This window comes from Bartonella sp. Raccoon60, from assembly GCF_002022585.1.
GTDB lineage: Bacteria > Pseudomonadota > Alphaproteobacteria > Rhizobiales > Rhizobiaceae > Bartonella > Bartonella rochalimae.
On sequence record NZ_CP019786.1, the window covers coordinates 1,471,629 to 1,484,534 of the forward strand.

The window sequence follows — 12,906 nt, forward strand, 5'->3', positions numbered from 1 at the left end:
AAGAACTGGAATGTTTCACGTGAATCATCATTTACCAACACAAAATTCTGAAAAAATAACGTCAAGTAAATCTTCAACATCAATATCACCTACAATTCGCCCAAGTATATGACTTGCACGACGAAGATGTTCTGCACATAAACTTAAATCAAGAGAAGTAGAATTCATAGATGCATTAATTTCTTCAGCAGCTTCCTTCAATAATTGAAGCTGCCTTTTTCTTGCTGGAATAGCATCTCCAATTTCAGTAGCACGACGTAAACAAAATAATTCTATCTCTTTTATAAAATAATCAAAATTTAAACCATTTAATGTCGAAAATTGTATTGGCCAACGTGCTTTATTTCCTTCACAAAGATCAAGTTTATTACCTACATGCCAAATTTCAGCTGATGTTTTTGGTAAATTAATCTCTTGAGGATTATTCATATCATGAACAAAAATAACTAAGTCAGCTTCCACAATATGCTGTTTTGCTTTTTCAATTCCCAAAAGTTCAATCGTATTTTCTGTTTTCCTTAAACCAGCCGTATCTGTAAAAAGAACAAGTAAACCACTCAATACCAATCTAACTTCTAAAGCATCACGTGTTGTTCCTTCTTCTTCTGATACAATAGCAACAGATCTCCCAGAAAGACGATTAAGAATACTCGATTTTCCAGAATTTGGAGCACCTACTATAACAATTTTAATTCCATCACGCAAAATACTTGCACGTTCTCCTGCAGAAATATGTTCACACAACGAATGATAAAGTTTTTTTATATCTTTCCAAACTTTATCAGATACTGAATTAGGAATATCATTCTCATCAGAAAAGTCGAGTTCTGCTTCTATTAAAGCACGTGCTGTTATAAGTATGTGGCGCCAATCACGATAAAGTTTTGTTAAAGTACCACTCGTACCCATAACAGCTAAACGTCGCTGACTTTCTGTTTCTGCTTGAATTAAATCAGCAAGGCTTTCTGCTTGAATTAAATCTAATTTACCCTCAATAAATGCTCGACGCGAAAATTCTCCTGCCTCTGCAAGACGACATTCTTCAAATGTAGTTAATTCATCAAGAAAGCGATTAACAACTGCTTTACTTCCATGTAAATGAAACTCGGCACAATCCTCTCCTGTAAAACTATGAGGAGCAGGAAAAAAAACAGTTAAGGCAGAATCTAAAAAACTTCCGTCACGAGCAGTAAGGTTACCATAATGCATTAAGCGCGCTTTAGGTAAACAACCACAAAGTGTTTTTACAATATATTTCACACGAGGGCCAGAAAGGCGAACAATTGCAACCCCTGAAGGCAACAATCCACTTGAAACAGCAAAGATTGTATCCACAGGATTAATCCTAATTCAAAAAAATTTACGTGTTCATTGAATCAAAAAATTCGCTATTATTTTTTGTTTGTTTTAATTTATCAATTAAAAATTCAATAGCATCTGTTACACTCATAGGTGCTAATATACGACGAAGAACAAAAATCTTATGTAAATCTTGACGAGCTACTAAAAGATCTTCTTTACGTGTTCCTGATTTAATAATATCCATAGCTGGAAAAGTACGCTTATCAGCAACTTTACGGTCAAGAACAATTTCTGAGTTACCAGTCCCCTTAAACTCTTCAAAAATAACTTCATCCATGCGACTTCCCGTATCTATTAAAGCTGTTGCTATAATAGTTAAAGATCCTCCTTCTTCAATATTACGAGCTGCACCAAAAAAACGCTTAGGACGTTGTAAGGCATTTGCATCCACACCACCTGTTAAAACCTTTCCTGATGAAGGAACAACAGTATTATATGCGCGTCCAAGACGTGTAATTGAATCAAGAAGAATAACAACATCACGTCCATATTCAACTAATCTTTTAGCTTTCTCAATAACCATTTCAGCGACTTGTACGTGACGTATTGCTGGTTCATCAAAAGTAGAAGAAACAACTTCCCCTTTTACAGAACGTTGCATATCAGTAACTTCTTCTGGACGTTCATCTATTAATAAAACAATAAGATAACATTCAGGATGATTTGTTGTAATAGAATGAGCAATATTCTGTAATAAAACTGTTTTTCCTGTTCGTGGTGGTGCAACAATCAATCCCCTTTGCCCTTTTCCTAGAGGAGATATCAAATCAATTACTCGCGATGACATATCTTTATCCGTAGGATTTTGCACTTCCATTTGAAAACGCTCATTTGAATAAAGAGGAGTAAGATTATCAAAATGAATTTTGTAACGAATTTTTTCAGGATCTTCAAAATTAATTTTATTAACTTTAAGGAGGGCAAAATATCTTTCTCCTTCCTTTGGTCCTCGTATTGGTCCCTCGACGGTATCTCCTGTTTTTAATGAAAAATTTTGTATCTGTGTTGGTGAAAGGTAAATATCATCTGGTCCTGGAAGATAATTAGCATCAGCAGATCGAAGAAATCCAAATCCGTCTTGTAAAACTTCAACAACACCTTCGCCTATAATTTCTACATTTTGTAAAGTAAGTTTTTTTAAAATAGCAAACATTAATTCCTGTTTGCGCATTAAAGAAGCATTTTCAACTTCCAATGTTTCAGCAAAAGAAACAAGTTCAACTGGATTTTTACTTTTTAGCTCTTGTAATTTCATTTCCTGCATAAAATATGCTCTTTGATTAATGGGGGAACTGTTTCTAGAATTTTTAAAAGGATAAAGAATACTCTTCTAGATAAGGACGTTATATACTCAACTCTTTTAAACTGCAAGCATTACTCAATCACGAATATTAAAGAAAAAACAAATTTGTTCTGTAAGAAGGTATTTTTTCATAAGCTATTTTAGGAAAATTATATTGTTTTATTTTTTTATAAAACGAATATGGAATTTTATTTAAGTTCGTTAGAGTTTAAGAGCTGATATATCTAATCACTTAGATATCACTTGGAATATATTAAATTTTTTTTGAGATATAATTTAATAAAATTAAAATTTTGAAGGGATTATTCTTATTAAAACCTGTGTTTAATGTGGATTATTATTTATCCTTCATTTATCCTCAATTTTATCAACAAGGAAAAAGAAAAAAAACAATAATAAATAACTGTTTAAAGATATTATCCTTGTTTTTTCCAATAAGATAAATTTATTTATTATTGTTTTTAAATTTGTGCATAATAATAACAATAAATTTCTAAATTTTAGCTTTTTAAAATTTATAAAATTTTATACACACTGATTAACAAAGGATTAAATTTTCTGTGGGTGAAAAAAAATTTCATTTGTATATGATTTCTGATGCGACGGGAGAAACATTAATTTCTGCTGGAAGAGCTGTAGCATCGCAGTATAAAATAAGAAAAGTTATAGAACATGTTTATCCAATGATTCGCAGTAAAATGCAGTTGCAGCGAGTCATTAATGAGATAGAAAAAGAACCAGGAATTGTTCTTTACACGATTATTGATAAAGAAATTAAACAGTTGATTGATGAAACCTGCGCAAAAATATCTGTCCCTTGTGTTGATATATTAGACCCTATTTTAAATGTCTTTCAATCTTATATTGGAAAACCTAAAAATTTACGTGTAAGTGCACAACATGAACTTAATGCAGATTATTTTCGTCGTATTAAAGCTTTAGATTTTACAATAGAACATGATGATGGGCAATCTCCAGATAGTTTATTAGATGCGGATGTAATTCTTATAGGTATTTCAAGGACCTCTAAAACACCAACCAGTATTTACTTAGCAAATCGTGGAATTAAAACTGCTAATGTTCCTCTTGTTCAGGGAATTAATTTACCTCAAACTATTTTTGAAGCAAAGAACGCCTTAATTGTTGGTTTTATTGCTTCAGCTGAGAGAATTTCACATATTCGTGAAAATAGAGATTTGGGAGATGGTTTTTCTTTTGAAAGCTACACTGATCGCATTAGCATAGCTGAAGAACTTATTTACACAAAACGTATTTGTGAACGTTTTGGTTGGCCTATTATTGATGTTACAAGACGTTCTATTGAAGAAACAGCTGCAGCAGTTTTTGAGCTTTTATCGCAATTTCGTGAAGGAAAGGAGAAGAAAATATGATGAAAAAAATATTAATATTAGCATCTCTTAGTCCTTATCGCGCTCAGTTGTTAAAGAGAGCTGGTTTAAGTTTTTCTGTTGAAGGAGCTTCTTTTGATGAGAGAGAAATAGAAAAAACAGCAAAAATAAAAACTCCTCAAGAACTCTGTTGTTTTCTTGCTAATATGAAGGCAAAAAATGTTTCTGATCGTTTTCCTGATGCATTCGTTATTGGTTGTGATCAAGTTTTCGATTTTGAAGGTCAAATTTTTCATAAGGTAAAAAATGATGAGGAAGCACGTCAACGTTTACATATGTTATCAGGAAAAAAACATTCTCTTCATAGTGCCATTGCTTTAGTTCAAAATGGTAAAAAAATTTGGTCTGAGGTTTTTAGCGCTCATATGACAGTGCGTCCTCTCTCACTAAAATTTATCGAAAATTATTTAAAGTGTGTAAAAAAAGATGTTTTAAGAAGCGCAGGAATCTATCAGATTGAAGGAGAAGGAATCCATCTTTTTGAAAAAATCGAAGGGGATTTCTTTACTATTATTGGTTTACCTTTATTACCTTTATTAATCAAATTACGTCATTTAGGAATTATTGATAGCTAATTTGATAAAAAACGGTAAAAAAAATATGTTTGTGCATTTTTATTGTTAGTTATTCGATTTATCATTCAAAATCGCCAAAAATCCACGATTTTTAGCTCAAACAATAAGCTTACTATAATTTTCTTGCAAAAAAAGTAACATTTGGAAAATTAAAAAATTTGCTTATATTTGCTATTTGCAAAAATGAGAAATTTTTGTGAAAGTAATGCTTTATTATATAAGAAAAATATTTTCCATTTAGTAATCTATAAAGATCAGATGATTACAATTGTTGGTATTGTTAATATACTATGATTTAAGAAAAAGATTACGTTATAAATCATGGTAATTATAGTTTTTATGCTGATTTGACGGCTTTTATCATAGACGACTTGCGGAAACAGTGTTCATTTTTACAGATAGTGATTGCAAATATTCTTTTGTATGCTTTCAAAAACATAAATTTGAATGAATTTTTTACTTAATAGTATAAAACAACATGCAGAAAATTTAGCCGAGTACTTCGGAAATTTTATAAATATGGCAAGCATTTATGAAAATTAAAACAAAAATTTCTTGCGATTTTTATAAAATTAAGCGAATAACATTTGTGAAAAATACTCTTTATATTCTATTAATAACATTTCTATTACAGCAAGCAAATAAAAATAATCGATGGACAGGATGTTTTTATACTAAGTTGTTCCTAGTTTTGAACAATGATTTGCAGTGAAATCATTGGCAACAAAACAATTGCGAAAAGCAATCTTAGAATGCACAGGTGAAGATAAATTATGAAGATTATAGGATTGACTGGATCAATAGCAATGGGAAAATCAACAACTGCTTATTTTTTTAAACAAGCCGGTATTCCTGTTTTTAGTGCAGATGAGGTTGTACACCAACTTTACAGCAGTGAACCAACAGTGTCTCTTATAGAACGTGCTTTTCCTAGTGTTACTGAAAATGGTCAAGTCAATCGTCTAAAACTTTCTGAAATTTTAGTCAATAACAGTAAAAAATTAAAGATTTTAGAAAAAATAATTCATCCTTTGGTACGAGAAAAAGAAAGGGAATTTATTAACATAGCACGTCAGCAGAAAAAAAAATTAGTTGTTCTTGATATTCCTCTCCTTTTTGAAACAAAAAGTGAGAGTCGTGTTAATAATATAGTTGTTGTGTCTTCTCCACCAGAAATACAAAAGGCACGTGCAATGAGTCGGCCAAATATGAGCGAAGAAAAATTTTCAATCATTAATGCTAAACAATTATCCGATATACAAAAACGAAAATACGCTGATTTTGTTATTGATACGGGAAAAGATTTGGAAAATACACGTCAACAAGTTTTACGGGTGATAAAAAATCTATTAAAAGATAGTTCTTAAAAGAGTTAGGACAATGCGTGAAATTATTTTTGATACTGAAACAACGGGATTAAATAAAGAAAGTGACCGCATAATTGAGATCGGTTGTATAGAAATGATCAACCGTTATCTTACAGGACGCCGATTTCATGTTTATTTAAATCCACAAGATGTTATTATTCCTGATGAAGTTGTTACTATTCATGGATTGACGAATGAACGCTTAAAAGATGAAAAAAAATTTGATGATATTGTCGATGCGCTTTTAGATTTTATTGATGACGCAACAATTGTTGCTCATAACGCAAATTTTGATATCGGTTTTCTTAATGCGGAATTAGAACGAGTTGATAAGCCTCTTATTAATAGTGATAATGTCATCGATACATTATCTATAGCACGGCGCAGATTTCCTATGGGGCCTAACTCTCTTGATGTTTTATGTAAACGCTTTGGAATTGATAATAGTCATCGTGTTCTTCACGGGGCTCTACTTGATGCAGAGATTCTCGCTGATGTGTATATTGAGTTAATTGGTGGAAAACAGGGAATATTTAGTTTTGATAATTATGAAAGTTGTGATGTTATGAATGTTCAAGATAACAAAAATGCTTTCTATACGATAAAAACACGCTCCCAAGCCTTGCCTCAAAGATTAAGTAAACAGGAAAAAGATATACATGCCGATTTAATCAAAAAGATAGGTGACAAAGCTTTATGGAATCACTTCAAGATTATTTAAAATAAAAATTGTTCTGGGTTTTTATCAACTCTTAAAAAAATACGGTCGTTGTGGGGAGGGGAACACCACAACGACCTTATCGCTACATCGCACCCCAGCTATCATAGGAGGAACAAAATAAAGCTATTATATCCTGTAACAGCAAAGAAAAGCTTTAGGTACTGAACACAAAATGCAACGATATTCCGAACCTATGACAGTAAAAAATGGCTTTTTAGAGGCAAAACCAACAGATTTTAAAATAGGATCAATAAAAATATAAAAGTGTATTTTCTTTTTATGAAAAGGGAGAAATAAAATCGTTATGAAAGAAAATGATCATCTTTTTTTGGTTGATGGATCAGGCTATATTTTTCGTGCTTATCACGCTCTACCACCTTTAAAACGCAAAAAGGATGGACTTCCTGTAGGAGCCGTGGCTGGTTTTTGTAACATGCTATGGAAATTACTCTGTGACGCCCGTAATACCGCTATTGGTGTTGTTCCAACCCATATTGCTATTATTTTTGACTATTCATCTAATACTTTTCGTAAGGAAATTTATCCTCAATATAAAGCCAATCGAGCAGCTCCTCCAGAAGATCTTATTCCTCAGTTTGCACTCATACGACAAGCAACAAAAGCTTTTAATTTGCCTTGTATCGAAAAAGAAGGATTTGAAGCAGATGATTTAATTGCTACCTATGCGCAATTAGCGACACAGGTTGGAGCAAAAACAACAATTATTTCTTCTGATAAAGATTTGATGCAATTAGTAAACAAACATGTGTCTTTATATGATAGCATGAAAGATAAGCATATAGGTATCTCTGAAGTCATAGAAAAATGGGGTGTAATGCCTGAAAAAATGATTGATTTGCAGGCTTTAACTGGAGACCCAACAGATAATATACCAGGTATTCCAGGTATTGGCCCCAAAATTGCAGCACAATTATTAGATCAGTTTGGTTCTCTTGATCTTTTACTGCAACGCGTGACAGAAGTTAAGCAAATAAAGCGACGTGAAAATATTCAAACTTATAGTGAACAAGCAAAAATTTCTCGTGAACTCGTTAAACTTAAAGCAGATGTTCCTGTAGATAAAAACTTAGATCATTTCATTTTGGAACCACAAGACGGTCCACGTTTGATCGCTTTTTTGAAAGCTATGGAGTTTACAGCACTAACACGTCGTGTCGCAAAAGAGACGGCATGTGATGCTGCGGTTATTGATGCGTTAGAGCTAGATATTGAATGGAAAGAAATTACGTACGAGACTGATTTGAGTAGCAAAGAAAATAATACAGTTTTATTTCATGATTTTTTTGAGAATTCTCCACAAATTTTAGCACAAAAACGCAAGGATCAAGCTCTTATTCAAAAAATTGCAAGAGATGCCTATAAAACTATTCTTGATAAGGAAATTCTAAAAGAATGGCTGTTAGAAGCGCAAGAGCAAGGTTATTTTTCCTTTGATACAGAAACAACTTCTCTTGATCCTATGCAAGCAAAGCTCGTTGGTTTTTCATTGGCGTTACAACCTGGGAAAGCAGCCTATGTTCCACTTGAACATGTTGCAGAAGAAGAAAATCCTTTGGGAGGTAGGCGTATTGTTCCACAAATTGAAACACAAAAAGCTTTAGCACTTTTAAAACCTATATTGGAAAACCAAGCCGTATTAAAAATTGGCCAGAATATAAAATATGACTGGTTAGTCATGAAACAATACAATATTGTAATGTGCTCTTTTGACGATACAATGCTTTTATCTTATGCTTTAGAGGCTGGAATTTCGACACATGGTATGGATGTTTTATCTGAACGTTGGCTTGGGCATAAGCCAATTAGTTACAAAGATTTGACTCATAGTGGAAGAAAAATAGTCTCTTTTGCACAAGTAGATTTGAAACAAGCTACACTATATGCGGCAGAAGACGCTGATATAACGTTTCGTCTATGGCAAGTATTAAAGCCACAGCTTGTTGCACAAAAGATGACAAAAATTTATGAACGTCTTGATCGTCCATTGATAGAAATTCTCGCAAGAATGGAAGAACGTGGAATTCTTGTCGATCGACAGATTTTATCACGCCTTTCAGGAGAATTGGCACAGGCTGCTTTAAATTTGGAAGAGGAAATTTATCAGCTTGTTGGTGAAAAATTTAATATTGCTTCACCCAAACAACTAGGGGATATCCTTTTTGGTAAAATGGGCTTACTTGGTGGTGCTAAGACGAAAAGTGGCCAATGGTCAACATCTGCACAAACTTTAGAAGAGTTAGCTGCTGAAGGCCATATTTTACCAAGAAAAATTATTGATTGGCGCCAACTTACAAAACTAAAGTCTACCTATACAGATGCTTTACCTTCTTATATCTTGCCTACAACTGGTCGTGTTCATACAAATTATTCCCTAGCAACAACATTAACGGGACGATTATCATCATCAGAACCTAATCTGCAGAATATTCCAGTACGAACTGCTGAGGGACGAAAAATCCGAAAAGCTTTTGTTGCTTCAAAAGGGCATTTATTATTATCAGCTGATTATAGTCAGATTGAATTACGTATTCTTGCTCATGTTGCTGATATAACGGCATTAAAAGAAGCATTTACAAAAGGTCAGGATATTCATGCTATGACTGCATCCCAAATGTTTGGAGTTGCAGTTGAAGGAATGACATCAGAAATACGTCGACGTGCAAAAGCTATTAATTTTGGTATTATTTATGGCATTTCGCCCTTTGGATTAGCGAGCCAATTGGGAATTTCACGTAAGGAAGCTAGCGATTATATTCAACTCTATTTTGAAAGATTTCCAGGAATAGAGGATTATATGGAAAGAACAAAAATATTTGCACGTCATCATGGTTATGTAGAGACCATTTTTGGACGTCGTATTCACTATCCTGAAATAAAAATCGCTAAACCACAAATTCGTGCTTTAAATGAACGAGCTGCTATCAATGCACCAATCCAGGGGTCAGCAGCAGACATTATTCGCCGTGCTATGATTCAAATGGAAAATGCTTTAGAAAAAGAACGATTGTCGGCTAAAATGTTATTGCAAGTCCATGATGAACTTATTTTCGAAGTCCCCAAATCTGAAAGTACAAAAACAGCGATTCTCATTAAAAAAGTTATGGAAAATGCTACAATGCCAGCATTATCTTTATCTGTACCGCTTGAAGTGAAAGTTATAGCTGCTCAAAATTGGGATGAGGCACATTAATTTGTTTTATTCATTTTATGTTTAAGAGTAGACATTGCTTTTGAAAGGTTAAGGTATGCTTTAATAGGCAAGTGATCAGAGGCAATACGTGCGAGTGGTGAATAATGGTTTTCAACATTTATCAATAATTGATGAGGAAAAGCAAAAATTCTATCAAGAGCTAAAAAAGGAAAACGAGAAGGAAAACTTGGCACACTACCAAGTGTGATATCAAAGTAAGGGGAAAAAAAATTTAATGATGAGCCTTTACCTTTGCGCCATTCATTTAAGTCACCAATGAGAAGTGTAGGCATAACAGAATATTTTTTAAGAAGCGCAAGAAGCATTTTAACTTGCTGATTACGAGAATGACGTAACAAACCAAAGTGAGTTGCTATAACACGAATAAAACCTGACTTCATTTTTAATTCTACAATTATAGCGCCACGGGGTTCAAAACCAGGTAAAGTAATTTGTGAAATATTATGTACACATCCTTGACGCAAAAAAAGAGTATTGCCATGCCAGCCATGGCCATTCGGTGACATAGTTTTTAAAGGCACTGGAATTAATCCTGTTTCAGCTTTTAAGAGTTGAAGATCAATCAAACCCGTGCGTTCACCAAAACGCTTATCCGCTTCTTGAAGGGCGAGAATGTCTGTTTGTAATTCAGCGATAACACGTACAATACGAGAAGGATTAAAAGTTTTATCAACACCAACACATTTGTGGACATTATAAGAGGCTATAGTAAGATCATAGTTATCATTGTAATTGATTACATTTTTATGATAACCAGAGTGATTATAGATTGCTCTTAATAAAGAATTATGAATTTTTTTCTGGATCAATGTAACAAGCCGACAAAATTTTAGTTTTTTGTTATTTTTAGTGTTTAATCATGTCAATAGATTTAAAGACAGCACTTATATAAAAGATAAAAAAGCCTTGTTTTCTTAAAAACAAGGCTTTTAAATTAAATAATAATTTTTATTAATCGCGATTAGAACCAAGAAATTGCAATAAAAAACAAACATATTAATGAAATCAAGATATAGATTCAATGCACCCATAATAATTTTACGGCTGCGAGTATCATATCCATCTCCTTCATAATACATCAACTTTATGTTTTGTGTATTGTAAGCTGTTAAACCAGCAAAAACGAGAACACCAATCACAGAGATTGCAAATTGTAAAGCACTTGACCCAAGAAAAATGTTCACAATTGTAGCAAGCATTAAACCAATTAAGCCCATAAACAAAAATGAACCTACAGCTGTAAGATCTCGTTTCGTAGTATAACCGTATAGTGATAAAGAACCAAAAGCAGCAGAAGTAATAACAAACGTTTGTACAATACTCTCTGGCGTATAACGTAGAATAATAGACGATAGCGAGAGCCCTACAAGAGTAGCGTAACCAAAAAAGAGGCTCCGCGCAACACTAGTACTGAGCGTATTAATTTTAAAACTGAGAAATAATACAGCCACAAGCGGTGCAAACATAATAACATAAGAAAACGGTGACATATAAAATGTCACACCAAATGATGTTAAATAAACACTTCCATTGATTTGGGCTACAGCTTGACTCATATCTGTTGTTGTAGCCAATGACGCGATTGCATAAGCGGCAGCAGCTGTAATAAGCAAACCAATGGCCATTGTGTTATAAACGCCCAGCATATAACTGCGCAACCCTTGATCAATTGATGCATCGGCATGAGAAACAGATGCCGAACGTAAATTTTTAAAATCAGCCATAATATAAGTCCTTTAGCATATGTTCCTTAAGGTACTCGAGTTAAAAGAAGCTTATACTCCTTTATGCTCTTAAAATATAAGCCTTTTTTGTTAGGCGAATACAAAAGTTCTCAAAGCCTTAATGGAATTCTAGCACACTTCCCTCTATTATGGGGATTTATTTGGAAATTACAAGAGTTTTTTATTAAAAGAAAAGTTTAAAAATTAGTAATAAAGGGTTATTTTTCTCTAGAGTATTAAGAGAAGTGTAATGTGATTGATGTAAAAACAGTATTATGATGATAGTACAAATTTTGTTAATTTTAGTGGCTAAAGAAAAATAAAATGGATAAGCGAAAAAATTCAATATGATTAATGTTTTCTAAGTCGCTTGTAAAATAAAAAAGTGAATATACGATCCTTCAAAAGGAAAGAACGCTTCTAATATTCTCTTTCTTTTGAGTGAGCTCTATTGTTCTAATTAATTATAATAATGATTTCTGTGAGAATTAATCTTTAGTGTTTGTAAGAAGGTTTTAAAAGTTTTTATCTATACCCTACAATCATGAGAACCTTAACAGATCTAAGAAAAAGTGTATTTTTTTATTTATATATTAATATATACTAACACAGAAGAGCGAGCTTCTCTATGCTAATGTAGCTCTATAGAACCTTTGAAAGAGGTCAGAAACTGTTAATGTAAAATCTAAAAAAAATCACAGAATTTCTTTATTCAAGAGATGTGTTATTAGAATAACGTTTTTTTTTAGCGCATATACAAAATTCATCAATTAAAACAGCAACAGCACCAAGTGTGATAAAAGTATCAGCAAGGTTGAAAACGGCAAAAGAAAAAACATCACGAATATGAAATAACAGGTAATCTATGACATAATGAAAACGAACACGATCAATGAGATTACCAATTGCCCCGCCAATAATAAGGGTAATACCAAAATGCGATAAAAATTTGTCTTTTGCAGTATTTTTCAACAACCATAAAAGAAAAACAATGATAATGAGTGTAAGAGCAATAATTCCCCAATGAGGATAGGAAGAAAGGAATGAAAATGCAATGCCAGTATTGCGGACATGATAAAGAGAAATAAAAGAAAAAATCGGTATTTCTGCTCCTAATTGTAAGCTATGCATAATCCAATATTTGATTGCTTGATCAAGTCCCACTGTAAAGATTAAAGTGAAAAAAAGAAAGAGCAATGATTTCCTTGTCATT

General features: G+C 32.8%; 9 protein-coding genes and 1 pseudogene. 5 read left to right on the forward strand and 5 right to left on the reverse strand.

The genetic code is table 11. The features are described 5' to 3' along the window. Positions 1-27: 27 nt before the first annotated feature. The gene (gene mnmE / locus Bra60_RS06540; RefSeq protein WP_078698175.1) at positions 28-1,335 is read right to left on the reverse strand and encodes a tRNA uridine-5-carboxymethylaminomethyl(34) synthesis GTPase MnmE; all 1,308 of its coding nucleotides are present in this window, start codon (positions 1,333-1,335) and stop codon (positions 28-30) included. A 25-nt stretch (positions 1,336-1,360) separates the two neighbouring features. After that, positions 1,361-2,626, reverse strand: a complete 1,266-nt coding sequence (gene rho, locus Bra60_RS06545) for a transcription termination factor Rho (protein WP_078698176.1) — start codon at positions 2,624-2,626, stop codon at positions 1,361-1,363. A 599-nt stretch (positions 2,627-3,225) separates the two neighbouring features. Between rho and Bra60_RS06550 the strand changes: the two genes are divergently transcribed. From Bra60_RS06550 to polA, 5 genes are all read left to right on the forward strand, one after another. Then, positions 3,226-4,056, forward strand: a complete 831-nt coding sequence (locus tag Bra60_RS06550; protein ID WP_078688143.1) for a pyruvate, water dikinase regulatory protein — start codon at positions 3,226-3,228, stop codon at positions 4,054-4,056. Beyond that, a complete protein-coding gene (locus Bra60_RS06555) occupies positions 4,053-4,649 on the forward strand; it encodes a Maf family nucleotide pyrophosphatase (RefSeq protein ID WP_078688144.1) in 597 nt (198 codons plus the stop codon). Before Bra60_RS06550 ends, Bra60_RS06555 begins: the two co-directional genes overlap by 4 nt. 773 nt (positions 4,650-5,422) lie before the next feature. Further along, positions 5,423-6,016, forward strand: coding sequence for a dephospho-CoA kinase (gene coaE / locus Bra60_RS06565; RefSeq protein ID WP_078688145.1), 594 nt, complete (start codon positions 5,423-5,425; stop codon positions 6,014-6,016). A 13-nt stretch (positions 6,017-6,029) separates the two neighbouring features. Further along, entirely contained in the window at positions 6,030-6,737 is a 708-nt protein-coding gene (dnaQ, locus tag Bra60_RS06570; protein ID WP_078698178.1) for a DNA polymerase III subunit epsilon, read from the forward strand. 304 nt (positions 6,738-7,041) lie between these two features. After that, entirely contained in the window at positions 7,042-9,948 is a 2,907-nt protein-coding gene (gene polA, locus Bra60_RS06575) for a DNA polymerase I (protein ID WP_078698179.1), read from the forward strand. On the opposite strand, the gene Bra60_RS06580 is transcribed toward polA, so the two are convergent. From Bra60_RS06580 to lspA, 3 genes and pseudogenes are all read right to left on the reverse strand, one after another. Next, positions 9,945-10,778, reverse strand: coding sequence for an endonuclease/exonuclease/phosphatase family protein (locus tag Bra60_RS06580; RefSeq protein WP_078698180.1), 834 nt, complete (start codon positions 10,776-10,778; stop codon positions 9,945-9,947). The two genes, polA and Bra60_RS06580, sit on opposite strands and share 4 nt — an antisense overlap. A gap of 142 nt (positions 10,779-10,920) precedes the next feature. Next, positions 10,921-11,693: pseudogene (locus Bra60_RS06585) on the reverse strand (Bax inhibitor-1/YccA family protein). Between the two features lie 708 nt (positions 11,694-12,401). Further along, positions 12,402-12,905, reverse strand: coding sequence for a signal peptidase II (gene lspA / locus Bra60_RS06590; protein ID WP_078673439.1), 504 nt, complete (start codon positions 12,903-12,905; stop codon positions 12,402-12,404). Position 12,906: the final 1 nt, after the last annotated feature.

Bases quoted from the DNA above. Each gene is read 5' to 3' on its own strand.
- dnaQ (WP_078698178.1), top strand. From the start codon at position 6,030: ATGCGTGAAATTATTTTTGATACTGAAACAACGGGATTAAATAAAGAA.
- polA (WP_078698179.1), top strand. From the start codon at position 7,042: ATGAAAGAAAATGATCATCTTTTTTTGGTTGATGGATCAGGCTATATT.
- coaE (WP_078688145.1), top strand. From the start codon at position 5,423: ATGAAGATTATAGGATTGACTGGATCAATAGCAATGGGAAAATCAACA.
- rho (WP_078698176.1), bottom strand. From the start codon at position 2,626: ATGCAGGAAATGAAATTACAAGAGCTAAAAAGTAAAAATCCAGTTGAA.
- Bra60_RS06555 (WP_078688144.1), top strand. From the start codon at position 4,053: ATGATGAAAAAAATATTAATATTAGCATCTCTTAGTCCTTATCGCGCT.
- lspA (WP_078673439.1), bottom strand. From the start codon at position 12,905: ATGACAAGGAAATCATTGCTCTTTCTTTTTTTCACTTTAATCTTTACA.